General features: G+C 64.9%; 22 protein-coding genes and 1 riboswitch. Of the genes, 8 read left to right on the top strand and 14 right to left on the bottom strand.

Annotation, left to right across the window (positions count from 1 at the left end):
- Nucleotides 1-11 precede the first annotated feature (11 nt).
- The gene (locus JQ604_RS33855; protein WP_212365066.1) at nt 12-890 is read right to left on the bottom strand and encodes an NAD-dependent epimerase/dehydratase family protein; all 879 of its coding nucleotides are present in this window, start codon (nt 888-890) and stop codon (nt 12-14) included.
- Between the two features lie 285 nt (nt 891-1,175).
- Here JQ604_RS33855 and JQ604_RS33850 point away from each other — a divergent pair, with 285 nt between their 5' ends.
- Nucleotides 1,176-2,468 (top strand): PQQ-dependent sugar dehydrogenase, encoded by a 1,293-nt coding sequence (locus JQ604_RS33850; RefSeq protein ID WP_212365065.1) that lies wholly within the window; start codon nt 1,176-1,178, stop codon nt 2,466-2,468.
- A 171-nt stretch (nt 2,469-2,639) separates the two neighbouring features.
- Nucleotides 2,640-3,227 carry a c-type cytochrome gene (locus tag JQ604_RS33845; protein WP_212365064.1) on the top strand — a complete coding sequence of 196 codons (588 nt, stop codon included), beginning with the start codon at nt 2,640-2,642 and terminating at the stop codon, nt 3,225-3,227.
- A gap of 147 nt (nt 3,228-3,374) precedes the next feature.
- Here the strand turns inward: JQ604_RS33845 and panE are convergent, their stop codons facing one another.
- The 4 genes from panE to JQ604_RS33825 form a co-directional block, all read right to left on the bottom strand.
- Complete coding sequence (panE, locus tag JQ604_RS33840) at nt 3,375-4,292, bottom strand: 2-dehydropantoate 2-reductase (RefSeq protein WP_212365063.1); 918 nt, start codon at nt 4,290-4,292, stop codon at nt 3,375-3,377.
- 108 nt (nt 4,293-4,400) lie between these two features.
- Entirely contained in the window at nt 4,401-5,138 is a 738-nt protein-coding gene (locus tag JQ604_RS33835; RefSeq protein ID WP_212365062.1) for an SDR family oxidoreductase, read from the bottom strand.
- Nucleotides 5,139-5,140: 2 nt separating this feature from the next.
- Complete coding sequence (locus JQ604_RS33830; RefSeq protein WP_212365061.1) at nt 5,141-5,746, bottom strand: 2-hydroxychromene-2-carboxylate isomerase; 606 nt, start codon at nt 5,744-5,746, stop codon at nt 5,141-5,143.
- Between the two features lie 76 nt (nt 5,747-5,822).
- The gene (locus JQ604_RS33825; protein WP_212365060.1) at nt 5,823-6,428 is read right to left on the bottom strand and encodes a DUF2239 family protein; all 606 of its coding nucleotides are present in this window, start codon (nt 6,426-6,428) and stop codon (nt 5,823-5,825) included.
- A 139-nt stretch (nt 6,429-6,567) separates the two neighbouring features.
- Here JQ604_RS33825 and JQ604_RS33820 point away from each other — a divergent pair, with 139 nt between their 5' ends.
- Nucleotides 6,568-7,233, top strand: coding sequence for a glutathione S-transferase family protein (locus JQ604_RS33820; protein ID WP_212365059.1), 666 nt, complete (start codon nt 6,568-6,570; stop codon nt 7,231-7,233).
- A gap of 117 nt (nt 7,234-7,350) precedes the next feature.
- Complete coding sequence (locus tag JQ604_RS33815; RefSeq protein WP_212365058.1) at nt 7,351-7,686, top strand: GIY-YIG nuclease family protein; 336 nt, start codon at nt 7,351-7,353, stop codon at nt 7,684-7,686.
- On the opposite strand, the gene JQ604_RS33810 is transcribed toward JQ604_RS33815, so the two are convergent.
- The 4 genes from JQ604_RS33810 to ggt form a co-directional block, all read right to left on the bottom strand.
- A complete protein-coding gene (locus JQ604_RS33810; protein ID WP_349631177.1) occupies nt 7,614-9,080 on the bottom strand; it encodes a serine hydrolase domain-containing protein in 1,467 nt (488 codons plus the stop codon). The two genes, JQ604_RS33815 and JQ604_RS33810, sit on opposite strands and share 73 nt — an antisense overlap.
- Before the next feature lie 128 nt (nt 9,081-9,208).
- Nucleotides 9,209-10,105 (bottom strand): SDR family oxidoreductase, encoded by an 897-nt coding sequence (locus JQ604_RS33805; protein ID WP_212365057.1) that lies wholly within the window; start codon nt 10,103-10,105, stop codon nt 9,209-9,211.
- A 207-nt stretch (nt 10,106-10,312) separates the two neighbouring features.
- Nucleotides 10,313-11,608 (bottom strand): MFS transporter, encoded by a 1,296-nt coding sequence (locus tag JQ604_RS33800; protein ID WP_212365056.1) that lies wholly within the window; start codon nt 11,606-11,608, stop codon nt 10,313-10,315.
- 196 nt (nt 11,609-11,804) lie between these two features.
- Entirely contained in the window at nt 11,805-13,553 is a 1,749-nt protein-coding gene (gene ggt, locus JQ604_RS33795; protein WP_212365055.1) for a gamma-glutamyltransferase, read from the bottom strand.
- Between the two features lie 120 nt (nt 13,554-13,673).
- Here ggt and JQ604_RS33790 point away from each other — a divergent pair, with 120 nt between their 5' ends.
- Nucleotides 13,674-15,068, top strand: coding sequence for an MFS transporter (locus JQ604_RS33790; protein ID WP_349631176.1), 1,395 nt, complete (start codon nt 13,674-13,676; stop codon nt 15,066-15,068).
- A 103-nt stretch (nt 15,069-15,171) separates the two neighbouring features.
- Here the strand turns inward: JQ604_RS33790 and purH are convergent, their stop codons facing one another.
- The 3 genes from purH to JQ604_RS33775 all read right to left on the bottom strand — a co-directional run bounded on the left by purH (nt 15,172) and on the right by JQ604_RS33775 (nt 20,150).
- Complete coding sequence (gene purH, locus JQ604_RS33785; protein WP_212365053.1) at nt 15,172-16,764, bottom strand: bifunctional phosphoribosylaminoimidazolecarboxamide formyltransferase/IMP cyclohydrolase; 1,593 nt, start codon at nt 16,762-16,764, stop codon at nt 15,172-15,174.
- Between the two features lie 25 nt (nt 16,765-16,789).
- A riboswitch (ZMP/ZTP riboswitch) is annotated at nt 16,790-16,871 on the bottom strand.
- Between the two features lie 58 nt (nt 16,872-16,929).
- Nucleotides 16,930-18,624 (bottom strand): heparinase II/III family protein, encoded by a 1,695-nt coding sequence (locus tag JQ604_RS33780; protein WP_212365124.1) that lies wholly within the window; start codon nt 18,622-18,624, stop codon nt 16,930-16,932.
- 179 nt (nt 18,625-18,803) lie between these two features.
- Nucleotides 18,804-20,150, bottom strand: a complete 1,347-nt coding sequence (locus JQ604_RS33775; protein ID WP_212365052.1) for an RsmB/NOP family class I SAM-dependent RNA methyltransferase — start codon at nt 20,148-20,150, stop codon at nt 18,804-18,806.
- Between the two features lie 191 nt (nt 20,151-20,341).
- On the opposite strand from JQ604_RS33775, the gene JQ604_RS33770 reads away from it, so the two are divergent.
- The gene (locus tag JQ604_RS33770; RefSeq protein ID WP_212365051.1) at nt 20,342-20,551 is read left to right on the top strand and encodes a DUF1674 domain-containing protein; all 210 of its coding nucleotides are present in this window, start codon (nt 20,342-20,344) and stop codon (nt 20,549-20,551) included.
- Between the two features lie 111 nt (nt 20,552-20,662).
- The gene (locus tag JQ604_RS33765; protein WP_212365050.1) at nt 20,663-21,226 is read left to right on the top strand and encodes a thermonuclease family protein; all 564 of its coding nucleotides are present in this window, start codon (nt 20,663-20,665) and stop codon (nt 21,224-21,226) included.
- A gap of 72 nt (nt 21,227-21,298) precedes the next feature.
- Here JQ604_RS33765 and JQ604_RS33760 read toward each other — a convergent pair whose 3' ends face one another.
- Complete coding sequence (locus JQ604_RS33760; protein ID WP_212365049.1) at nt 21,299-21,814, bottom strand: L,D-transpeptidase; 516 nt, start codon at nt 21,812-21,814, stop codon at nt 21,299-21,301.
- A 319-nt stretch (nt 21,815-22,133) separates the two neighbouring features.
- Nucleotides 22,134-24,086 (bottom strand): acetate--CoA ligase, encoded by a 1,953-nt coding sequence (gene acs / locus JQ604_RS33755; RefSeq protein ID WP_212365048.1) that lies wholly within the window; start codon nt 24,084-24,086, stop codon nt 22,134-22,136.
- Nucleotides 24,087-24,456: 370 nt separating this feature from the next.
- Between acs and JQ604_RS33750 the strand changes: the two genes are divergently transcribed.
- Nucleotides 24,457-25,614, top strand: a complete 1,158-nt coding sequence (locus tag JQ604_RS33750) for a DNA topoisomerase IB (RefSeq protein WP_212365047.1) — start codon at nt 24,457-24,459, stop codon at nt 25,612-25,614.
- Nucleotides 25,615-25,706: the final 92 nt, after the last annotated feature.

Genomic DNA, 25,706 nt, shown 5'->3' with positions numbered 1-25,706 from the left:
CTTTTTGCTTTTCAGGGCAAGTTGGCGATCTCGGGCTCCGGATCGAGATGACTCGGGCGCCAGCCCAGCTCACTCCGCGCCTTTGCCCCGCTCAAGTGTTGATCGCGACCGTAACCTCGCGCCCATTCGCCAAGTTCGGTGGCGATCGTGTCCGTCGAGACGATCTCCGGCGTTTGTGGTCCGCCAAATCGTTTTGCGAATGCACTGGCGATTTGGCCGACCGGGTAACTCTCGATCGCGGCGCCGATATAGCTTGACCCTGCCGGTGCGTGCTCGAGCGCCAGAGCGTAGAGCGCGGCCAGGTCTTCGCTGTGCACCAGCGGCCAGCGGATCTGCTCGCGGCCAACGATGCGGATCGCGCGGCCTTCCTTCGCGTCGTGCAGAAAGCGGCGGAAGACGCCGCCGGCCGGCTCGTAGACCATCGCGGGGTGGATGACGATGCCGTGCACGGACTGCGACGCCAGCACGCGCTGCAGCTGCGGCACCATCCATGCGAATGCCGGGAGCGGGTCGAATGGCGTTGCTTCGGTGACCACGGTGTCATCGGTTGCACCGAACAGCCAGCAGCCGCCCGTCGTGATCAAGCGCACCTTGTTTGGTTGTGCTGCAAGCGCTGGTAGCAGCACGTCGAGCAAGTGGCGCTCGATCGCGCCCATGTCGGATGCAAAGTCGCAGGCGGTATGGATGACGGCGTCGATCGCCGGCAGCCGGGTCGCCCAAAGCTCGGGCAAAGCGATGTCGCCCATCATCGGAATTGCGCCGCATGCGGCAATGCGAGATGCGGCTCCCTCCGACCGCGCCAGGCCGATGACCTCGTGGCCGCGCGCGATCAGCTCCCGCACGACGGCCGAGCCGATTGCGCCAGTCCCTCCTGTTACAAAAATGCGCAACCAATGCTCCAACCATGATCGCGAGCAGTGCGGAATACGGAAACCGTTGGCTTCATCTGATTATTGCGTTGCAGCGCGGCACGCACTTTCCATTGCGTCTGAATTTTTCTCTTCAACTTGTTTTGACTACGGCGCAGCATGTTGCCCGCGCTTCTCTCCCGCAAATCATGTGCTACCATTTTGCCGTCTGACCCACCTTACAGACCGCCAAAATTCGTCTTCATCAAGGGCGTGAACAATAAACAACGGCGCAAGCTGCAACGGCTTGCATAGGGGAGTGACGCGATGAAATCGATGTTCAATCGATCAGTGCTTGCCAATCGATCCATACTTGCGTTCGCGGCGATCGCGCTGCTGGCGGGGACCACCTTTGCCAGTGCGCAACAGGCGGACAAGAACCGTCCGCTGAAGAAATATGAATCCGGCACGAAGGAATTCTGGACCCATCCGCCGGACGACTGGTTCCTCGGCGACGAGACCGAGGCGCAGAAGGGATTGGCGCCGCCGTCGGGACCGCCGACCGGTGCCTCCGATGCCGAACTTGCGGCGATGATGAAGAAGATCAAGCTGCCGCCGGGATTCAAGATCGAGGTCTATGCCTCCAACGTGCTCGCCGCGCGCCAGATGGCATGGGGTGACAAGGGCACGCTGTTCGTCGGCTCCTTCGGTCTCGGCAACGTCTATGCGATCAAGGACAACAACGGCAAGAAAGAGGTCAAGACCATCCTCAAGGGCCTCAACATGCCGACCGGCCTGACCTTCAAGGACGGTGCGCTCTACGTCATCGCGGTCGACAAGCTGATCAAGTACGACAACGCCGAAGCCAATCTCGACAATCTCGGCCAAGGCAAGGTGGTGTATGACGACATGCCGTCCTACGCGGCGCATGGTTGGAAATACATCACGGTCGACAAGGACGGCTGGTTCTATCTGCCGTTCGGCCCGCCCTTCAACGTCGGCATTCCCCCGACCAGCGTCTCGCAGATCCGCAGAGTCGATCCCAAGACCGGCAACGCGGAAATCTGGGCGCTCGGCGTGCGCAACTCGGTCGGCGGCGACATCGATCCCCGCACCGGCAAGTACTGGTTCACCGAGAACGCCCGCGACTGGATCAGCGACGATCTGCCGAGCGACAAGCTCAACATGATCTCGAAGATCGGCGAGCATTTCGGCTATCCCTACTGTCATCAGGGCAATCTGCCCGACGACAAGTTCGCAATGGGCCACAAGTGCTCGGAGTTCACCCCGCCGGTGTTCAATCTCGGCGCTCACGTGGCTCCGCTCGGCATGAAGTTCTATACCGGCAACCAATTCCCGGCCGAGTACAAGAACAGCATCCTGATTGCCGAGCACGGCTCCTGGAACCGGCATAAGTACCAGGGTGGCCGCATCGTGCGCATCACCGCCGGACCCGATGGCAAGAATGCCAAGCAGGAGATCTTCGCCTCCGGCTGGATCGAGGGCGACCAGGGCTATCTCGGCCGTCCGAACGACATCCTGCTCGACAAGGATGGCTCGATCCTCGTCGCCGACGACTGGGCCGGTGCGATCTATCGCATCAGCTACAGCAAGAAGTAGCGGCTGAGAACGAATGTGAGGCTGCGGTGGCCGATGAGGCGGCCGCAGCCTCATGTTTTTGCAGGCGCGCGCTCGCACCGGGCCTGGAGCTCACACGCGTCAATCGGAATTATCGCTCGGGCTGCGCGCGGCGCGGGCCGCAAGAAAAATCCTCGCGAAAGCGCTTTTCCCATGCTCAGACAATTTGGTTCGCGTGCCCTGCTCGGCGGTGCCCTCGTGCTTGCGGTGGCGCCGACCCGCGCTGCCGATATCGCCGCCGGCAAGGAGAAGGCCGAGATGTGCGTCGGCTGCCATGGCGAGAACGGCATCTCGCAGATGGAGAACATCCCCTCGCTGGCGGGCCAGCTCGATCAATTCGTGCAGTGGCAGCTGGTGTTCTTCCGGGCCGGCGCGCGCAAGAACGAGCAGATGCAACCGATCGTCGAGCAGCTCAACAATGAGGACATCCGCAATCTCGGCGCCTACTTTGCCTCGCTGACGCCGCCCAAGGGGCCGAAGGACGACGATCCGGATCTGTCCGCCAAGGGCAAGCAGGCCGCCGCCGGCCGCCGCTGTGCCTCATGCCACACCGACACGTATGTCGGCACCAAGGCGGTGGCGCGGCTCGCCGGGCAGCGCGAGGAATATCTGGTCAAGGCGCTGCATGATTACAAATCCGGCGTGCGCTCTGGCGGCGCACAGGCGGTGATGGCCGACGTGGCCTATCCGTTGAGCGAGGAGGAGATCACCGCGCTCGCGCATTACCTGGCGCATTTGTAGCCACACAAATGTGTCGTCCCGGCGAAGGCCGGGACCCATAACCACAAATGTCGATTGCGTTTGCCGCGCTGGAACGACGAGTCCCGTTCGCAACATCTGCTGCGGCGTATGGGTCCCGGCCTTCGCCGGGACGACGCGGAGAAATATCTATGCTCGCTGCTTCTCATACGCCTTGAGATGCGTGTACGCCGTGCGCAGCTTGGGCACCGGGATTTTCGCCGCATCGGCGCGCACGATCAAATCGCCGATCACGTGATCGGCCTCCACCGGGGCGCCCGCCTTGATATCGCGGAACATCGACGCGGTCATCGGCGATCCCTCGGCGGTCAGCATGCCGCGCGCGCGCTCGAAGAACGGGCCGCCCGGCTTGTGGCCGGCATCGGCCGCGATCGCGCTGCATTCGTCGAGGATGCCGAGCAGGAAATCGCGTCCGCCGAGCGCGGCGAGGATGTTGCCGACCGAGGTGCGCATCAGCGAGGTCGATGCGGCGAGCGAGGCCAAAAACACCCACTTCTCCCACATGTCCTGCATGATGTGCTCGCTGGCGGCGGCGCCATTGATCACGGAGAAGGTGTCCGCGATCGCACGCACGCGGTCCGACATGCCGCCGGCGCGCTCGCCGAAATTCAGCGACTGCATCGGCGCGAGCTGCACCACCTCGCGCGCCTCGTTCAATGTCGCGGCGATCGCGCAGAGCCCGCCGAGCACGCGCGGCGCGCCGAACTTCTGATCGAGCACGCCCAAATGCAGCATGCCGTTGAGCACGGGGATGATCGCGGTCTTGTCGCCGACGGCGGGCGCGAAGGACTTGATCGCATCCTCCAGATCGAAGGCCTTGCAGCTCAGCAGCACGACATCGAACTTGTCGGCGATCTTGTCCGCCTGCACCGTCGGCGGGTTCTTCAGCGTGACATCGCCGTTCGGGCTCTTGATCACGAGGCCGGCGGAGGCGAGCTCGGAGGCGCGTTTCGGGCGGACCAGGAAGGTGACGTCGCGTCCGGCCTGCAGCATCCGGCCGCCGAAGTAACCGCCGATCGCACCGGCGCCGACCACGAGAACGCGCATAGTTTCATTCCTTTTGTTGTTGTTTCGGATCGCGACTGGCGAATAGGGAGTAGCGAATAGTAGGACGTCAGCGCGCCATTCGCTACTCTCGACTCGCTATTCGCCGACTCACCATTTCTCTCCGAACGGGCGAATCTCCATCTCGAACGTCCAGGCGCTCTTCGGCTGCCGGTAGAGCTGCCAATAGGCGTCCGCGACGGACGCCGGCGGCATCAGCAGATCCGGATTGTCGAGCGCCTCCTTGCCCCACATCTGCTCGCGGCGTTCGCGCACCCAGGCGGTGTCGACCCCGGAATCGATGATGAGATGCGCGACATGGATGTTCTTCGGACCCAACTCGCGCGCCATCGCCTGCGCCACGCCGCGCAGGCCGAACTTGGCGCTGGCAAAGGCCGCAAAGCCGCTGCCGCCGCGCAGCGATGCGGTGGCGCCGGTGAAGAAGATGTGGCCGCCGCCGCGCGGCACCATCAGCCGCGCCGCCTCGCGCCCGGTGAGGAAGCCGCCCCAGCAGGCCATCTCCCAGACCTTCCGGAACACGCGATCGGTCGTCTCAAGAATCGGGAAATTGACGTTGGCGCCGACATTGAAGATGCAAACCTCGAGCGGCGCATGCTTGTCGGCGTCGTTGAGGAAGGAGATCACCTCCTCTTCTTTGCGCGCATCGAGCGAGCGGCCGAAGATCGCACCTCCCGCGGCCTCGACCTCCTTCACCAGCGGCTCCAGCTTCTCGCCGTTGCGGCGGCCGGCGAACACGGTGAAACCCTCGGCGGCGAATTTCTTGGCGATCTCGGCCCCGATGTAGTCGCCGGCGCCGACCACGGCGCAGGTGGCGTTTCGTCTTTGCATGGTCATTTCCCCGACACCATTTCCTCGACTTCGCGCAGCTGCTCCTTGCCGAAGAAAATCTCGCTTCCAACGAAGAAGGTCGGCGAGCCGAACGCGCCGCGCGCGACGGCGGACTGCGTGTTCTCGATCAGCCTGGCCTTCACGTCCGCATCCTGCGCCCGCGCGAGCAGTTTTGCCGCGTCGAGGCCGGAGGCGGCGAGGGCTTTGCCGGCGATCTCAGGATCGTCCATCTTCTTCGGCTCGACCCACATGTGGTGGAAAGCGGCTTCGACGTATTTTTCGAACACGCCTTCGAGCTGGGCCGCGACGGCTGCGCGCATCAGGTTCAGCGTGTTAACCGGGAAGAACGGATTCCAGGTGTAGGGCTTCACCTTGAAGCGCTTGACGAAGCGCTCGGTCTCGATCTTCTGGAACTCCGGCTTGTTCTTGATGCCGGCGAGCGTCTCGGCCGGCGATCTGTTGTTGGTGGCCTTGAAGATGCCGCCGAGCAGGATCGGCACATAGGTGAATTTCACGCCGGTGCGCTGCTCGATTGCCGGGATCGCCTCGTGGCTCAGGAAGGCGTTCGGGCTGCCGAAATCGAACAGGAATTCTGGGCTTTGGCTCACGGCGGTCTCCCTGACTGGATAGCTCTTATATGATCCCTATCATTTCAAGTGACCCTAGCCGCTGATTCCTGCCGGATCAACCGGTCGTGACCTCGCCGCGGAACGCGCGGCCTGCGAGTTCAGCGGTATGGTCGCGAATGTCTGCCGGCCATTCCGCGATCAACTTCTCGAACCGGGCTCTGTCGGGCGCAAACAGCGCGCGGATCGCCTCCTCGAAATGCGGCCGGTTGCCGGCCATGGCCGACATGAAGCGGTAGGCCGCCTCCTGGGCGTGGCGGATCCGATCCTTGTCCTCGCTGACGCGGCGGGCTTCGTCGACCAGCCGGCGAATCGCAACGGAAGCACCGCCCTTCTGCTGCGCCAGCCAATCCCAGTGCCGCGGCAGCAGCGTGACCTCGCGTGCGACCACGCCGAGCTTGGGACGGCCGGGTCCGCGCGGTATGGCCACGGGTTCCGCGGCGGTCTCCGTCGCCGGCACATCCGGCTTCGGCAGCCGGGTCAGCACTTCGTCGATCGAGCCACGGAAATCGATGTCGATGACACCGGAGGTGTTGCCGTCGAAGATCAGGATCGCGGCGTCCTTGCGCTTGTCGAGCAGCGCCTTGGCCGCGCGCGCGATCTCGCCGAGATCGCCGGCGGCGATGCGGCGCTCGCCCTCGAAGGCGACATAGGCTGCAGTCATCGTTGTTGTCTCCAGACGGCTCTCATATTGCCCGGGTAAATCGAGCGTGTCACGGGGGTGCGCCTTATGCTCATCTCGACTTTGTCGCGCAGGGCTGGCACCAACCAATGTTTGATCTTGAGTATTCCGGGGGACGCCTATGCTGACGGTTCATCATCTCAACAACTCACGCTCGCAGCGCGTGCTGTGGCTGCTCGAAGAGCTCGGCGTGCCCTATGAGATCGTGCGCTATCAGCGCCAGCCGGACATGCGCGCGCCGAAGGAGTTGCGTGCGATCCATCCGCTCGGCAAATCGCCCGTGATTACCGACAATGGCAATACGGTCGCCGAGTCCGGCGCGATCATCGACTACATCATCGCCACTTACGGCAACGGCCGGCTGATCCCCGCGCCTGATACCCCTGAGCGGCTGCGCTTCACCTATTGGCTGCATTATGCCGAGGGCTCGGCGATGTCGCCGCTGCTGCTGAAGCTGCTGTTCACGCTGATGCCGAAGCGCGCGCCGGCACTGCTGCGGCCGCTGGTGCGGAAGGTGTCGAACACGGCGCTGACCACGCTGGTCAATCCGCAGCTCAAGCAGCACATGGCCTATTGGGAGGGCGAACTCGGCAAGAGCGAATGGTTCGCCGGCAACGAGTTCTCGGGCGCCGACATCCAGATGAGCTTCCCGCTCGAAGCCGCATCCGCGCGGGGCGGGCTGGAGGACGGACATCCCAAGTGCATGGCGTTCCTCGAGCGCATCCACGCACGCCCGGCCTACGCCCGGGCGCTGGAGAAGGGCGGCCCGTACCAGATCGGAAGGTAGGACGCCCGATATCGGCTCGGATTTCGACCAAGGCATCCAATAGTTATACCCGGACGATATTGCGTTGTCAATATTATCCGGGTATAAAATCCCCAGTTCGCCACTGAGGGAATTGCCATGAAGGCCGAGGCCCGAAAGCTCGCCATTGCCGACTATAAGAAGCGCCCGAGCATCGCCGGCATCTTCGCCATCCGCTGCGCGCGGACCGGCGAGGTCTGGGTCGGCCAGACTTACGATCTCGACAAGATCCAGAACCGCATCTGGTTCTCGCTGCGGATGGGCGACCATAAGAACGCCGAGCTGCAACGCGCCTGGACCACACATGGCGAGGCCAGTCTCAGCCTCGAGGCGGTCGAGAAGCTGAAGGAAGAGGAATTGCCTTACGTGCGCGACGCGATCCTGAAGGAGCGCCTCGCGCATTGGCGCGCGACGTTGGGCGCGCAAGCTGCGTAGCTCAAGGCTGCACCGCTGCGATCACTTCTTTCACCAGCCGTGTAAGGCCGCGGATATCTCCGCTCGGATCGACGCTGTCGCCGAGGCGGACGATGACAAGCCGCTGCGTCGGCATGATCACGGATGCGCTGGCCGAGATCGCCGGACGCGAAATAGGAATCGCGGGGCATACCCGCGCGCACACGGCCCCTGGCGTTCGGATGCTCGCTGCGATTGGTCCAGAAGCCCGCGCCGTAATCGGTGTCGAGCGTCGCTGCAGCAGAGTAGTCGACCCAGTCCTCGTGCAGCATGCGCTTGCCCCCGACCACGCCGTCGTTGAGGAACAGCAAGCCGAACCTGGCCCAGTCGCGCGCGCTGGCGAGCATGTAGGTCGAGCCGAGCAGCGTGCCGGCCCCGTCGAATTCGAGCGTGACATTGCGCATGCCGAGCGGATGGAACAGCTCGCGCCAGGCATAGGCGAGCGACTTCTCGGGGCCGCCGGTCGCGTCGCGGATGATCCGCGCCAGGATCTGTGTCGTCGGGCTGGAATAGTGCCAGCGCTTGCCGGGTGGCGCGATGCTGGGTGCGTTGACGGCAAACGACGACGTGTCGCGGTGCAGGTAGATCATCTGGCTCGCGGGATCGAAGCCGGTGTTGGTCTCGTCGAGCGCAAGGCCGGAGGTCATCTTCAGGAGATGCCCCACCTCGATCTCGCGCCGTGGATCGGTGGCGCCCTTCCATTCCGGGATCGGCGCCGGAAGCGACGGCGAGGTCAGGCCTTGCTGCGTCATCACGCCGATCAGCGCGTTGACGACCGATTTGGTCATGGAGAAGCCGAGCAGCTGTGTGTCGACGCCGACGCCCTCGGCGTAACGCTCGGCGATCACCTTGCCGTCGTGCACGACGACGACTGCCTTGGTGCGCCGGAACGGCGGCGCAGCCGGCTCATCAAAGGCATGATCGAGCGCGGCCTTCAGCGCGGGATCGGCGGGGATGACGAGCTCGGGCCCCGCGATCTCAGGCAACAGCGGCGGCGCCTTCGGCGTCTTCAGCGCCTGCAGATCGACCTTCAGCAGATAGGGCGGCTCCGTTCCGTTCAGCAGCACGCAGCCGACGCCTTCATGAAAGATGGCGCGGCTCGCAAATCCCAGCGCGGATGCATCGACAGTCCAGGATGCACGGTCGATGTGATAGCTGAGGACATGGCGGAGCCGGCGCAGGCCGTCGCGCTCGATCATCTCGGCAAACACGGTCTGCGGATCGAAGCCGGAGACAAACGTCTTGGAACAGACGTTGTGCGCGACCACGCCGGTCGCGACCCGGATCGCGCGATCGGCGCGGAAATAGACTGCGGCCGACGTCGGCACCGCAATCAGCCCGGCCACGGTGATCGCCGTCCACGTCTTCCAGCCCACGCTTATCCCCCTCCCGGATTGCGCGGCGTTCTAGAATCCCATTCCGACTAAATCGGAATGGGATTCTAGATTCTTGTTTTGACGCGTTTTCTTCACGCGAACTGGCCTCCACTTCGCTCGAAAACGCCTTAATGCGACGTCTGCGCGCTGCCAACCGAAGGGAGGGGCTGCACGGTGACGCCCGGCGGCGGCACGTCGTCATCGGGAACGAAGAAATCAGACATCAGCGGCACCGAGCGGTCGACCCGATACGGCTCGAAGTCGCGCACGCCGCTGGCATAGAGCACCTTGTCGTCGATGCAGAAATGTCCGGTGAATTCGCGCGACGGTCTCGTGAAGATCGCGTGCGCCGCATCGCCCATGATCTCCGGCGTACGGCTGGCGCGCATCATGGCGCCGCCGCCGAGGAGATTGCCGACCGCGGCGGTCGCGATCGTGGTGCGCGGCCACAGCGCATTGACCGCGATGCCTGCGGATTTCAGCTCGCCGGCAAGGCCGAGCACGCACATGCTCATGCCGTACTTCGCCATCGTGTACGCCGTCGAGTGCTCGAACCACTTGGTCTTCATGTCGAGCGGCGGCGACAGCATCAGGATGTGCGGGTTCTCCGCCTTCCTCAGATGCGGGATGCAATATTTCGACACCATGAAGGTGCCGCGGGTGTTGATGCCCATCATCAGATCGTAGCGCTTCATGTCGGTGGCCTGCGAATTCGTCAGGCTGATCGCGCTGGCATTGTTGACGCAGATATCGATGCCGCCGAATTCGGCGACGGTCTGCTCGATTGCGGACATCACCTGCGCCTCGTCCCTGATATCGCAGACCACAGGCAGCGCCTTGCCGCCGGCCGCGCGGACGTCGTCGGCCGCCGTATAGATCGTGCCCTTCAGCCGCGGATGCGGCTCGGTGGTCTTCGCCGCGATCGCGACATTGGCGCCATCACGCGCCGCCCGCAGTGCGATCGCCAGCCCAATGCCGCGGCTCGCACCCGAGATGAACAGCGTCTTGCCTTTGAGGGATGTCATCTGACCACTCCGTTATGGACGCACATCTGTCGGACTCCCTCTCCCCTTGTGGGAGAGGGTTGGGGGTGAGGGGTATCTCTCCAATCGGCACACTGTGCGCGGAGAGATACCCCTCACCCGGATCACATTCCGCTTCGCTGCATGCGATCCGGCCTCTCCCACAAGGGGAGAGGCGAAGCGGAGCAAGCCGCACCAAGTGTACTCACATCACCCATCCGCATGCAGCACGCGCCCGCGCGTTTCCGGCAGCGCGTAGGCCGCCAGGAAGAATACGCCATACGCCGCCACCGCGAAGATCGCGATCGCATTCGCCAGCGACGTTGTGGTCGAGAGCGCGCCGACCAGGAACGGGAACAGTGCGCCGACGCCGCGGCCGAAATTGTAGCAGAAGCCCTGGCCGGAGCCGCGCAGGCGGGTCGGATAGAGCTCGGTCAGGAACGCGCCCATGCCGGAGAAATAGCCGGACGCGAAGAAGCCGAGCGGGAAGCCCAGCACCCACAGCACTTCGTTGGACAGCGGCAGCTGGGTGTAGAGCAGCACGACCGCGATGGCGCCGAGCGAGAAGATCAGGAACAGGTTGCGGCGGCCGATGCGGTCGGCAAGCCAAGCGCCGACGAGATAGCCGACGAACGAGCCGATGATCAGGGTCGCGAGATAGCCGGTCGAGCCGACCACCGACAGCTTGCGTTCGGTGGTGAGGAACCGCGGCACCCAGAACGTGATGGCGTAGTAGCCGCCTTGCATGCCGGTGCCGACCAGCGAGGCCAGCAGCGTGGTCTTCAGGATCGAGCCGTGGAAGATTTCCCACAGTGCGGGACCGGTGCCGGCGGCCTGGTGCTGCGCCCGCGCGGCGGCGGAGATTTCCGGCTCGGTGACGTAACGGCGGAGATAGAACACCAGCAGCGCCGGCAGCGCGCCGATCACGAACATCCAGCGCCACGCGCTCTCCGCCGGCAGGAGCGAGAACAGCACCGCCTGCGACAGCACAGCGAGGCCCCAGCCGACCGCCCAGCCCGATTGCACCGAGCCGACCGCGCGGCCGCGGTACTGCGCGCGGATCGCTTCACCCATCAACACCGCGCCGGCCGCCCATTCGCCGCCGAAGCCTAAGCCCAGCAGCGCACGGGCGATCAGCAGTTGATCGAAGTTCTGCACGACGGCGCAGACCAGCGAGAAGAACGAGAACCAGAGGATCGTGAGCTGCAGCGTCTTCACCCGGCCGATGCGGTCGGAGAGATAGCCGCCGAGCCAGCCGCCGACGGCGGACGAGAGCAACGTCACGGTGCCGGCGAGGCCCGCGGTGCCGGCATCGACCTTCCACAGCGTGATGATGGAGCCGATCACCAGCGGGTAGATCATGAAGTCCATGCCGTCGAGCGCCCAGCCCGAGGCGCAGGCCCAGAAGGTGCGTCGCTCCTGCAGGTTCATGTCGCGATAGAAGGCGAGGAGGCTGGTGTCCTCGATTTCGGCGATGTCCATCGCCTTCGGCTCGGTCGTGCTCATGCGCGTTTCCCCGCAACGTCTTTAGCGCCGGCTTCTTGCAGCACGCGGCCGGCTTGGCGCGAAGAAGCAGCTTAGCGCGGTGCCGTAGGGTGGGCAAAGGCGCGTTTGCGCCGTGCCCACCATTCCCGGCGTGCTCGCGATGGTGGGCACGCTTTCCGCCTTCGCCAAGGCTTCGGCGGGACAAGCCGCTTTGCGCTTACTGCCCCGCAGCTTCCGTTCCGCGGGTGCGCGGGTCCGGTGCACCGAGCAGGCCGTGTGGCGTCACCGCGATCGAATTGGCGGAGGAGTAGCCGAGACCCTCGACCAGCTTGTGGCCCTTCGCTCGGAGTTCAGTGAGCACGTCGCCGGGAATGCCTGTCTCGTAGCGCACCTCGTCCGGCAGCCATTGATGATGGATCCGCGGCGCCGCGACGGCGGCCGCGACGTCCATCCTGTAATCGATGACATCGACGATCACCTGCGTCACCGCGGAGATGATGCGGCTGCCGCCCGGCGTCCCCGTCACCAGCACCGGCTTGTTGTCTTTCAGCACGATGGTCGGCGACATCGACGACAGCGGCCGCTTGCCGGGGCCCGGCAGATTGGCCTCGAAGCCGACCAGGCCGAAGGCATTCGAAGCGCCAACCGCTGCGGTGAAATCATCGAGCTCGTTGTTGAGCAGCACGCCGGTGCCCTCGGCGACGAGACCGACGCCATAGGGGAAGTTCAGCGTGTAGGTGTTGCTGACCGCGTTGCCGCGGGAATCGACGACCGAATAGTGCGTCGTGTTGCTGCCTTCGCGCGGCGCCGCCTTCGCCACCAGCAAGTCGGCCGAGGGCGTGGCACGGGCGAGATCGATGCCGGCGCGCTGCTTGGCGGCATAGTTCTTGGCGAGCAGCAGCTGTGTCGGCGCGTCGACGAAGGCGGGATCGCCGAGATAGCGCGCACGGTCGGCATAGGCGCGCTTCATCGCCTCGATCATGACATGCAGCGAGGCCGCCGAGCCCTGCTTCATGTCGGCCATCGCAAAACCCTCGAGGATGTTGAGGATCTCGATCAGCACGATGCCCCCGGAGGACGGCTGCGGCATCGAGACGATGTCGTAGCCGCGATAGCTGCCGCGGACCGGCGTGCGAATGACGGGTTGATACGCTTTCAGATCGTCCGTCGTCATGATGCCGCCGGCATCCCTGACAGCCTTGACCAATTTGTCGGCGACCGCACCCTCGTAGAAACCGCGCGGCCCCTGCTCGGCGATCGCCAGCAGCGTTGTTGTCAGGTCGCCCTGGACCAGCCGATCACCTTCATGCAACGGCGTGCCGTCGGTGCGTGAAAATGTCTTGGCGGAATCCGGCCAGCGCGACATCCGCTTGTACATGTCGGGCAGCGTGTCGGCGATGTCGTCGGTGACAACAATGCCGTCGCGTGCGAGATCAATTGCCGGTTTGAGGATTTGTGCCAGTGTGAACTGTCCGGAGCCGTATTTCGCCAGCGCCAGCGCAAGCCCCGCGACCGTGCCGGGCACCCCGATGCCGAGCGCGGAGTTGCGCGACTTGTCATTGTCGGGCTTGCCGTCGGCGCCGAGGAACATATCGCGCGTCGCGGCCTGCGGCGCGGTCTCGCGATAGTCGATTGCGATGTCTTCATTGTGCTCGGCGAGATGGATCACCATGAAGCCGCCGCCGCCGATATTGCCGGCGCGCGGATAGGTCACCGCCATGGCAAAGCCGGTGGCGACCGCGGCATCGACGGCGTTGCCGCCCTGCCGCAGGATGTCGGCGCCAATCCGTGCCGCCAGCTTCTCCTGCGCCACCACCATGCCGTTTTCGGCGGGAATGCCATGCACGGTGTCGAGCGGCGGCGGCGCATAGAAGCGGCGCTGCTCCTGCGCGGTTGCAGGCCAGGCGGCGAGTGCGACCAGACCGAGTGCGACAAAGGTCCTGCGGGAAAGTGCAATCGCTGTCATCAAAATCCTGCCCGACGCCGATGTGATCATTCGCAAAACGCTCACGAAGGATGCCCATGCTATATGGGAACCGATTCGGCGGGCAAAACGCCTGTTCGTGATTTTGACGAGAGATCATTGGTGGCAGTGATTACGAACGAGGCGAATGCGGGGCAGGCACGTACCTATCCGGGCCGGGCGGCCGTCATCAGCTGGATCTTCTTCGATTGGGCCGCGCAGCCTTACTTTACGCTGATCACGACCTTCGTGTTCGCGCCCTATTTCGCGAGCTTCGTTGCGCCGGATGCGGCGAGCGGGCAGGCGATGTGGGGCTTTGCCACTGCGGCAGCCGGCCTTGCGATCGCGCTGCTGTCGCCGGTGCTCGGCGCGATTGCGGATGCCAGCGGTCGCCGCAAGCCGTGGATCGCGACGTTCGGCGCGCTGCTGGTGTGTGGCGCCAGCGCGATGTGGATTGGCAGGCCCGGCGATGCCGGCATCATTCCGTGGCTGCTACTGTCTTACGCCATCGCCAGCGTCGGCGTCGAATTCGCCACCGTCTTCAACAATGCGATGATGCCGACCTTGGTGCCGCCGGAGAAGATTGGCCGGCTCTCCGGCACCGGCTGGGCGACAGGTTACGTCGGCGGCATCCTCAGTCTGGTGCTGGTGCTCGGCTTCCTCGCGGCGAATGCGCAAACCGGCCGCACGCTGTTCGGCCTGACACCGCTGTTCGGTCTCGATCCCGTCATGCATGAGGGCGACCGCATCACCGGGCCGCTGACGGGTCTCTGGTTCATCATCTTCGTGACGCCGATGTTCCTGTTCACGCCGGACTATCCGGCCAAGCGGCCGGTGCGTGAGGCGGTGCGCGAAGGTTTGCGCGAGCTGAAGCAATCGCTCGCCGAGTTGCCGCAGCAGAAATCGCTCGCGCGGTTTCTATTGGCGAACATGATCTATACCGACGGCCTGGTGTCGCTGTTCGCCTTCGGCGGCATCTATGCGGCCGGCACGTTCGGCTGGGACACGATCCGGATCGGCACCTTCGGCATCATCCTCGCCTTCGCCGGGACGTTCGGCGCCTGGCTCGGCGGCAAGCTCGACGACGCACTCGGGCCGAAGCGCGTGATCACCGGCAGCATGCTGATCCTGCTGCTGTCAGTCGTGGCGATCCTGCTGGTCGACAAGGACAGGATCCTGTTCGTGAAGGTGGCGCCGCCCGTGCCCGATGGACCGCTGTTCGGTGCTGCTGCCGAGCGCGCCTATCTCCTGCTCGGCTGCCTGATCGGCGCCGCCGGCGGGCCATTGCAGGCGGCCTCGCGGACGCTGCTCATCCGTCTCGCGCCAAAGGATCGCATCGCGCAATATTTCGGCCTGTTCGCGCTGACCGGAAAGGTGACGTCCTTCATTGGCCCGCTCCTGATCGGCGCCATCACCGCGGCGACGGCGAGCCAGAAAGCCGGCATGGCCGTGCTGGTGGTGTTCTTCGTCGCCGGCCTCGCCCTGCTCGCGCGGGTGCAGGAGTGGGATAACTCGTAAGGGCACCCGTAGCCCGGATGAAGCGAAGCGCAATCCGGGGCACTGCTCCCGCGGAGTGACTTTCCCGGATTTCGCTGCGCTCCATCCGGGCTACGAAGTCAACTCAATGCCTGAAATGCCGCGTCCCGGTGAACACCATCGCGATGCCGTGCTCGTCGGCGGCCTTGATCACCTCGTCGTCGCGCATCGAGCCGCCGGGCTGGATCACGGCGGTGGCGCCGGCTTCGATGCAGGCGAGCATGCCGTCGGCGAACGGGAAGAACGCATCTGAGGCGACCACCGAACCCTTTGTCAGCGGCTCCGCGAGCTTGAGCTCAGCGGCGGCATCCAGCGCCTTGCGCGCGGCGATGCGGGCGGAATCGACCCGGCTCATCTGGCCGGCACCGATGCCGACGGTGGCGAGATCCCTGGCGTAGATGATGGTGTTCGACTTCACATGCTTGGCGACGCGAAAGGCGAATTTGAGATCGCGCAGCTCGGCGTCGGTCGGCGCACGCCTGGTCGCGACCTTGAGGTCCATGGCGTCGATCACGGCGTTGTCGCGGCTCTGCACCAGGAGGCCACCGGCCACGGTCTTGGCGGTGAGGCCGACCGCGCGCGGATCGGGCAGGCTGCCGGCCAGCAGCAGGCGCAAATTCTTGCGCGCGCCGATGATCGCGATCGCTTCCTCGCTGGCGTCGGGCGCGATGATCACCTCGGTGAAGATCTTGGTGATCTCGCGCGCCGTGTCGGCGTCGAGTGCGCGGTTCATGGCGATGATGCCGCCAAAGGCCGAGGTGGAATCGCAGGCCAGTGCCTTGCGATAGGCGCTGACGAGATCGGAACCCTCGGCGACGCCGCAAGGGTTGGCGTGCTTGACGATGACGCAGGCCGCGGTGCGCGCCGGGTCGAACTCGGCGATGCACTCATAGGCGGCGTCGGTGTCGTTGATGTTGTTGTAGGACAATTCCTTGCCCTGCAGCTGCCGCGCGGTGGCGACACCCGGCCGCTTCTCCGGCGTGGCGTAGAACGCAGCGGTCTGGTGCGGGTTCTCGCCATAGCGCAGTGACTGGATCAGTCGGCCGCCAAAGGCGCGGAAGTCGGGTGCGGTGGTCTCGAGCTGGGTCGCGAACCAGTTGGAGATCGCGGCGTCATAAGCGCCGGTGCGCGCATAGGCTTTTGCGGCGAGACGCCGACGCAGCCCGAGCGAGGTTGCGCCCTTGTGCGCAGTGAGCTCGTCGAGCACGGACTGATAGTCCGTGGCCTCGACCACGACCGCGACATCATCATGGTTCTTCGCGGCGGCGCGGATCATGGCGGGGCCACCAATGTCGATGTTCTCGATGCACTCCTCGAAGCCGGCGCCTTTGTCGACGGTGGCCTCGAACGGATAGAGATTGACCACCAGCAGATCGATCGGCGCGATGCCGTGCGCTTGCATCGCCGCCGCGTGTTCCTTGTTGTCGCGGATCGCGAGCAGGCCGCCATGGACTTTCGGATGTAGCGTCTTGACCCGGCCGTCCATCATCTCGGGGAAGCCGGTCAGCTCGGAGACGTCCTTGACCTTCAACCCCGCCGCCGCGATCGCCTTCGCGGTTCCGCCGGTCGAGACGAGCTCGACGCCGTGGCCGGCGAGGGCGGTTGCGAATTCGATCAGTCCGGTCTTGTCGGAAACGGAAAGCAGGGCGCGAGTGACGGGGCGGAGATGGTCAGCCATGGGCAAAGATCCTCTGTGTCGGGAGTACCTATGCCCAGGCGCGCGGCAGCTATATCCCGCGCTTCCCGATGGTGCTCCATCCAAGGTCGCCAGTTGCGCGAGCGAGGGCTCGTTACCAGCTTTCGGCGCCTTTCACAACGGCCGCAAAAGAACGAATTGTGCGCGTTACAGCGGCAGTTCCGGCTCGCGACGGGCATTGCGCCTTGCATTGGTGGCGGCGGCTGAGGTCGAGGAGCGCACGAAACTCCAGCGCACCGAGGAGGCCTGGCGGGCGTCCTGCCGGATCACGATCTGGGAGGTGCGGCGCGGGCCGTCATTGCCGGCCAGGAACACGCTATCCTCCAAATCGACCTTGTCGTCCATCGCCTCGAAGGTCCAGACGTCGCGGTTCGGCAGCACCAGCATGACGCCGCGCGCATCCGACAGCCGGCTCGCCTTCACCGACGGATGCAAATGAAAGCGCAGCGCAAAGTCGGCGTCGGCGCCCTTGATGCGGCCGCCCGGCGCCGGCGACAGCGTGTCCTCGCCTTCGAGCCGGGTGCCGTCATGCGATGCCATCAGCACGCGGCGGTGGATCACGCCGAAGCGGGAGAGATAGCCGTCATGCGAGGTCGTCAGCAAATCGCCGTTGGTGACGGCCTCGCGGTAGTTCTCGACATTCGCCGGCCCGCTGGTGATGGGCGCGCCGCGCAACAGGCGCTTCATCGCCGACAGCTCGACGAACTGGCACGACGAGGCCTCGTGATAGGTCAGCGTCGAATGCGCGGCGGTCGAGCGCGCGAACGGGCGCCAATTGTCGCGGCCGGTGGTCGGCATGCCGCAATTGACCACGATGCGGCAGATGCCCGCGGAGAATTCGAACGACAGGCAGCCGGCATGCGCGTCCTGGCTGACACTCGGCGGCGGCGGCGAGCCGGTGTCGACGATCACGGTCATGGCGCCGGCGTCGAGTCGCTGGAAGCCGGTATGCGGCATGTTCGCCATCGGCACGCCGTGGGTATCGTCATAGGCGAGCAGCGTGGCGACGAGATCTGATGGCGCGGTGCTCATGCCGTTGAACAGCGCAAAGCTGCCGTCGCCGTGACGGAAGAAGCGCAGCATCGGCATCATGCGGTCGATCGCATTGAGCAGTGCCGGCGGCGGCGCGATGTTCCGTGCGGCAAAGGTCTGGCGCAGCGGCAGCAGATCGCTCAGCAGTTCCACCAGCGCGCCGGGATTGCGCGAGATGTGTCCGCCGTCGGGCAGGATCTGGCGCTGCAATTCGTCCGACAGCTTTCGCGAGGCCGAGCGGATGTTGCGCGCCTGGTTGGCGAGGCACAGCGCGGCGTAGCACAGCGCGATCAGCACCTGCAGCCGCGGCACGCCGTCGGCATTGTCGAGGGTGGTGTAGCGGAGATAGCGGATCTCGCGCGCCAGACCGCGGAGGTATTTGCGATAGAACTTGCCGTCGGTGTCGCCGAGCACCAGCGGCGCCTGCGACAGCAGCGAGATGACGCGGCGCGCGCGCACGTCGGCGCGGCGCTCCAGCGGACGCTTGCGCGATTGATTCGAGATCCAGTCGTCGACCAGCGAGCGCGCATTGGCGCGGGTCAGTGCGGTGTCGGCGGCACGCAGATGGCGCAACCAGCCGAAGCCGAGCAGGGCGGCCTCCCAGTCCTCCGACGGCGGCTCCAGGTCGAAGATCGAGCGGCCGTGGCAGGTGACGATCTTGCCGGCGAACACAAAGCGGCCGGCATAGATCTCGGCGGCGCGGGTGGCGTCGGCGGTACGCAGATCGTGCGGGGCGATGATCAGCCGGTCGGTGCGGCCGGGCCACAGCCGCGACAGCGCGACCGTGCCGCCGCTCGCACGCGCGATCATGCTGCGTGCGAACCGGCCAGCGATCAGCGTCGAGATGCGTCTGCGTTGAGCGACCGACACGCCTTGCCTTGTGGGGAGGGATATTGCCGTAAGCGAATCCTTTTAATCCGGAAACGCTCCCAAGACACCATCTTGAAAGCGTGCGAATCAGGGCGAGGCTAAAAGATTCCGGTTTAAAATCAGGATTTAACCAGCCGCGCGGCGTAAAACCCGTCCAGCCCGCCCAGCCGCGGGTCATCATGGGGCAAATGGCTGGGCAGGGTGCGCAAATCGCCCTCTTGGGTGACGATTTCGCCGAGGTCCGCGACCTCGCTCTTCCCGATCGGCGCACGCCTTAGGCCCGATTCGGCAGCCAGGAGCGCGGCGATGGCGTGCTCGCCCTCCTCGGGCTCCAGCGAGCAGGTGCAGTAGACCAGGGTGCCGCCTGATTTCAGCAGGCTCACCGCCCTCTGCAGCAGGCGCTTCTGCAGGGTGGCGAGGGTTGCGATGTCGGCCTCCTGCCGCAGCCAGGCCACGTCGGGGTGGCGGCGGATCGTACCGGTCGAGGTGCAGGGCGCATCGAGCAGGATGCCGTCGAAGCCTTCGCCGTTGCCCGGCCATTCGACGGCGTCGCTCGTGACCTGGTCGGCGGCGAGCCCAAGCCGGGTGAGGTTGTCCCGCAGCCGCACCATCCGGGCCGGCGAGCGGTCGACCGCGGTGACGCGGGCGCCGGCCAGCGCGAGCTGCGCGGTTTTGCCGCCGGGCGCGGCGCAGAGGTCGACGACCGCCTTGTCCTTGATATCGCCGAGCAGGCGCGCGGGCAGGGCTGCTGCGGCATCCTGCACCCACCATTGTCCTTCGGAGAAGCCGGGCAGCATGGTGACCGAGCCCTGCAGCAGCGTGCGCACGGTTCCGGTCGGCAAGGTCTCGCCATGCAGACGGGTCGCCCATTGCGCGGCGTCGGATTTCACCGTGAGGTCGAGCGACGGCTCGTGGCCGACCGCGAGCGCCATCTCGCGCGCGGTGGTCTCGCCGTAATGCGCGCTCCAGCGCGCCATGAGCCATGGCGGCAGATCCAGCGACTGGGTCTTGACCTCCTCGACCAGCGCCAGCCCTTCGCGCGCGCAACGGCGCAGTACGGCGTTGACGAGGCCGGCATATTTCGCCGCGCGGCGGTCCGATTGCACCAGCCGCACCGAGAGATCGACGGCGGCGTGATCGGGCACATCCATCCAGAGAATCTGGGCCGCACCGATCAGCAGCGCACTCTGCGCGCGCGGCGCATCGGTCGGAATGCCGCGATCGAGCAAACGCGACAGCACATGGCCGAGCGTGCCGAGCCGGCGCAGGATGGTCGACACCAGCCGCCGCATCAGCGCGCGGTCGCGATCGGCGAGCGATTTCAGGCCGGGATGCGCGCCGGCGCCGTCGAGCTGGTCGTCGAGTGTGCGATGCTTGTGCAGTACGCCGTCGAGGATGTCGGCGGCGATGCGGCGTGCCGCGAGACCGGGCACTTCAGCGGGAACTGCAAATCTTGAAGGAGGCATGGAGCGGGATTATTCTTCTGAAGGTGCTGAATTACTTTCGGCTCATGCCTGTGACAGCGGAAAACACCTGTGGCATGCGAATATGCCAAATGTAAGAATCGCTGCCGCGAATTTCGCGATCGTGATGTGATCACGTTCACTAGAGAGACGACCTTCTCTGTAGTACGTTTTGCGTCCCAGAAGGTTTTACCATGACCCACGATTTCTCATCTCTCACGGAACTCGCACCGCGCAAGGTGCTGACGCCGGCTGCGCAACGTGCCCTCGCGGAAGCGGAGGCGCGCCGCAAGGCAGCGGAAGACAGCGCAAGAGCGCGGCCGAAGGAATTCCAGGGACCCAAGGGCCTGGAGCCGACCCGCTATGGCGATTGGGAAAGCAAAGGCATCGCGTCGGATTTTTAAGCTTTGCCGCTGAGGCTTGCCTGATCGAACCGACTCAGGGCTCTATGTCTTGACGCGTTTTCTTTACGCGAACCGGGGCCGCTTCGCTCGAAAACGCTATGGCTCGACGGCATGTCCTCGTCCGACAGAATAAATCCCTATCGCGCCTCGCGGAGACGCTTCGCGTCCGCGCTGCCTTGGGTGTTCATTGTCGGCGTAACCGCAGGCGTGATGCTGTTCCGGCAGTGGGTGCATTGGCCGATCTCGCAAACCGAGAGCCGCTCGCCCGAAACTGAGTTGATCCTGAAGCATTCCGGCAGCGCCGACGTCAGGCATCCCGTCGATGTGCTCTGGACCATCGATGGCGACACGTTCGAGGCGCGCGTGCACTTGCCTGACGGTCTCGACGTCGCAACACGCGTGCGGCTGCGCGGGATCGATGCGGCGGAACTGAAAGCGTCCTGTCCGGAGGAATTGCAGATGGCGCAAGCTGCAACAGTTGCGTTGCGCGGCCTGCTCGGCCAGGGCGCAGTCGCGATCTACAATATCGGTCCCGACAAATATCAGGGCCGCGTCGTTGCTGACGTTGCGACGAAGAAGACGGAGAATGTCTCGGCGGCGATGCTCGCGAGCGGTCACGCGCGCGCCTACAATGGCGGCCATCGCGGCGCCTGGTGTGCGAACGCGAGTCGTTGAGGAGTGACGCAACGCATGCAACAAAAAGCCGCGCTGCTGCGCGGCTTTTCATTTCAGAGAGAGAGATGAAGCTCAGCGCGTGACGACCACGGTCGTGCCGACCGAGACGCGCGAATAGAGATCGGTGATGTCCTGGTTGAGCATGCGGATGCAGCCGTAGGACACGAAGCCGCCGACCGAGCCCGGCATGTTGGTGCCGTGGATGGCGTATTCGCCGCCGGCGAGCGTCATCGCCGCGACGCCCATCGGGTTGCGCGGCGATCCGCCCGGGATCACGTCCGGCATGCTCGGCTTGTCGCGCTTCACCTCGGCGGGCGGCGACCAGGCGGGATTGGTGTACTTGCCGTCGATGCGGGTGGTGCCGGCCCACTGCTTGCCGGACTTGCCGACGCCGACCGGGTAGCGCATCGCATGGCCGGAATCGAGGATGAGATATAGCCGCCGCTCGTTGGTCTTCACCACGATCGTGCCCGGCGAATAGTTCTCGCCGCGGAGCCCGACCATTTCCGGCCGCGCCTCGGCCGCCGATGACATCAAAACGCCTGCCCCGATGGTGGCGGCCAGCGCCACCGCAATCCTCATCGACATCAACCTCTCCACTTCCCAACGGCCCCTCGCGGGGCCTCAAAACGAAGGTGCAAACCCCTCAAAAATCGGGTCCGCTGGTCTCACGCACGCAACGTTAACCGCGTGTCTTAACCGGCTGGTTTCCAAGCCGGCCGCGAGACGCCTCTGGATGGGGGGAACAAAGGAAATGTTCGAAATAAAGTAAATGACTTGAAAACAACACTCGGCCGCCAAATATGCGGCAATCGGCCAAAGGCCCTGACAATCGCGTGAAACGACAAGGGCCGCGGCGATTTTCGCGCGCGGCCCTGCCTCTTTTCTGATGATCAGCCGGCGGCAATTACGCCGGCGCGCCCTTCTTGTTCTGCCGGTTCTGCACGAGATCATCGACCACGGCGGGATCGGCGAGAGTCGAGGTGTCGCCCAGGCTGGACGGTTCGTCCTCGGCGATCTTGCGCAGGATGCGGCGCATGATCTTGCCGGAGCGGGTCTTCGGCAGGCCGGGCGCGAACTGGATCAGGTCTGGCGAGGCGATCGGGCCGATGTCCTTGCGCACCCAGGCGACCAGCTCCTTGCGCAGCGCCTCGGTCGGCTCCGTGCCCTTCATCAGGGTGACATAGGCGTAGATGCCCTGGCCCTTGATGTCGTGGGGGTAGCCGACCACGGCGGCCTCCGAGACCGCCTCATGCGCCACCAGCGAGCTCTCGACCTCGGCCGTGCCCATGCGGTGACCACTGACGTTGATCACGTCGTCGACCCGGCCGGTGATCCAGTAGTAGCCGTCGGCATCGCGCCGGCAGCCGTCGCCCGTAAAATACTTGTTCTTATAGGTCGAGAAGTAGGTCTGCTCGAACCTGGCGTGGTCGCCATAGACCGTGCGCATCTGGCCCGGCCAGGATTTGGTCAGACACAGATTGCCTGATGTCTCGCCCTCCAGCGTCTTGCCGTCGGCGTCGACGATCTCCGGCACCACGCCGAAGAACGGCCGTGTCGCCGAGCCCGGCTTCAGTTTGGTGGCGCCGGGCAGCGGGGTGATCAGAATGCCGCCGGTCTCGGTTTGCCACCAGGTATCGACGATCGGGCAGCGGTCGTCACCGACCACGCGGTGGTACCACTCCCAGGCCTCCGGGTTGATCGGCTCGCCGACCGAGCCAAGCAGGCGCAAGGATGCCCGCGAGGTCTTCTTCACCGGCTCGTCGCCGCCCTGCATCAGCGCGCGGATCGCGGTCGGGGCGGTGTAGAAGATGTTGACCTTGTGCTTGTCGATCACCTGCCAGAACCGCGAATTATCCGGGTAGTTCGGCACGCCCTCGAACATCAGCGTGGTCGCGCCGTTGGCCAGCGGTCCATAGAGGATGTAGCTGTGGCCGGTGACCCAGCCGACGTCGGCGGTGCACCAGTAGATGTCGCCGTCGTGATAGTCGAACACGTATTGATGCGTCATCGAGGCGAACACGAGATAGCCGGCGCTCGTATGCAGCACGCCCTTCGGCGTTCCCGTCGAGCCCGAGGTGTAGAGGATGAACAGCGGATCCTCGGCGTGCATCGGCTCGCACGGGCATTCCGTCGTCACCACCTTGGCCGCGTCGTGGTACCAGAGGTCGCGGGTCGGGTTCATGTCGACGGCGCCACCGGTGCGCTTGACGACGACCACCCAGTCGACGCCGCCGGTCTTGGCAATCGCCGCATCGACGTTGGCCTTCAGCGGCACCTTGCGGCCGCCGCGCAGGCCCTCGTCGGCGGTGATCACGACCTTGGAATCGCAATCCTTGATACGCTGGGCGAGGCTGTCGGGCGAGAAGCCGCCGAACACCACCGAATGGATGGCGCCAATCCGGGCGCAGGCCAGCATCGCGTAAGCCGCCTCCGGGATCATCGGCAAATAGATCGTGACGCGGTCGCCCTTCTTGACGTTCCTGGTCCGCAGGATGTTGGCCATCTTGCAGACTTCGTCGTGCAGCTCCTGATAGGTGATGTGCCGGGATTCGGAGGGATCATCGCCCTCCCAGATAATCGCGGTCTGGTTGGCGCGCTTCGCCAAGTGCCGGTCGATGCAGTTCCAGGCGACGTTCAGCACGCCGTCCTCGAACCATTTGATCGAGATGTTGCCCGGCGCGTAGGAGACGTTCTCGACCTTGGTGAAGGGCTTGATCCAGTCGACCCGCCTGGCCTGCTCGCCCCAGAAGCCGTTCGGGTCCGACACCGAGCGCGCATACATCTCGCGGTATTTGGCGTCATCGACATAGGCGCGCTTGGCCCAATCGGCCGACACGTCGTAGATCTTCTCGGACATCGTTCCCTCCACTCGACTCGTTGCGCGCTTTGGGCGTCGCAAAGCCATCCCGGTTGTTATCGTGATTATGCGTCGCGCGACAGCGGGCGGACAAGCGGCCGGTCCTAGGACCTTGGTTGGTCCGCCCCCGCGACTGATATTGCGACCCTATGACGGGGTCCGCGGGCCCGCTTTGAGCCGGCTCAAATCAACGTTAGCGAGCGAATGGCACCTATGAACGGTATCTAATAACCGTCAATGACTGATTCGCGACTCGCAATGTCCCGCCATACCCCCTAAATGGCTTCCCCGGGGCCGGACGGCCCTACCGGAACCAAGCCACAAGAAACGGCATTACCGGGAGAACAGGCAGGACAAGGCGTCTGGACAGATGATGGATCAGCAGAATTTCGCGGCTGAGCGGCCCGTTTCCGCCGATCCTGCTGTTGCGCTCGCAAAAGCGCTCGGTCAGTGGCCCAAGCAGCCGCCCGCCAGAGCCAGGATCGCCGGTCCCGTGGTCGCCAAGACCTCGGTCGAGGACCTCGCCCGCGACATCGGGCTGCGGCTCGGCGATCAGAACGAGCTGACCATTCGCCGCATCAAGCGCGGCAAGTCGTATTCATTCGTTCGCGCCAACGGTTCCCGCATCCGCGACGCCAGGACGATCCGTCGTCTGCATGCGATGGCCATGCCGCCGGCCTATCGCCAGGTGCGCTACTCCAACGATCCGAGTTCGCATCTGCAAGCCGTCGGGCTCGATGCTGCCGGCCGGCTGCAGTACCGCTATCATGCCGATTGGGAAAAGGTCCGCGAGCAGCGCAAGGCGCATCGGCTGGCCAAACTGGTCGCCGCGCTCCCGAAAATCCGGCGCAAGGTTTCGGCGTTCCTGTCGGGCGACGAGCCGACCCGCGAGTTCGCGCTGTCGGCGGTGATCGAGCTGATCGCGCGCACCGCGATCCGCCCCGGCAATGAATCCTATGCCCGCCTCAACGGCACCCGCGGCGCGACCACGATGCTCAAGTCCAACGTCACGATCGAAGACGACAGCATGGTGCTGACCTTCAAGGCGAAGGGCGGCAAGGCCGTGCGCAAGGAATGCGATGCGGCCAAGCTGGTGCGTGCCGTCGGCATCCTGCGCACCGTGCCGGGCAAGCGCATGTTCCAGTATTACGACCGCTCCGGCGTCGTGCGTGCCGCCTCGACCACGGCGGTGAATGCGTTCCTGCGCGAGATCGCCGGCATCAAGATCTCGCTGAAGGATTTCCGCACGTTGATGGCCTCCGCCGTCGTCGTGGAATCGTTGTCGCGGATCACGCCGGCCACCAGCCAGCGTGGCCGCAAGAAGCAGGTGCTCGACGCGATCCGCGCCGCCGCCGACCAGCTCTCCAACACGCCCGCGATCTGCCGCAAGAGCTACGTCCACGACACCATCGTCACCGCGTTTGAGGACGGCATCCTCGAGCGTTTCGCCGCGACGATGGGTGGCTACCGCACGCAGAGCAAGCGCGAGCAGCTGCTGGCGCAGGTCGTGACGGCGGCGGGGGCTTAGAAATTTCGCTGGCTTCGTAGAGCCTGAGAGCCAATTCGTTTTGGCGTTCGACATCAAGGAGCGTTGGCGCCCCTTGATGTCAGAGCCAACGG

It is taken from the genome of Bradyrhizobium jicamae, from assembly GCF_018130695.1.
In the GTDB taxonomy this organism is placed as follows: domain Bacteria; phylum Pseudomonadota; class Alphaproteobacteria; order Rhizobiales; family Xanthobacteraceae; genus Bradyrhizobium; species Bradyrhizobium jicamae_B.
This window is presented reverse-complemented; position numbering and strand designations above follow the sequence as displayed.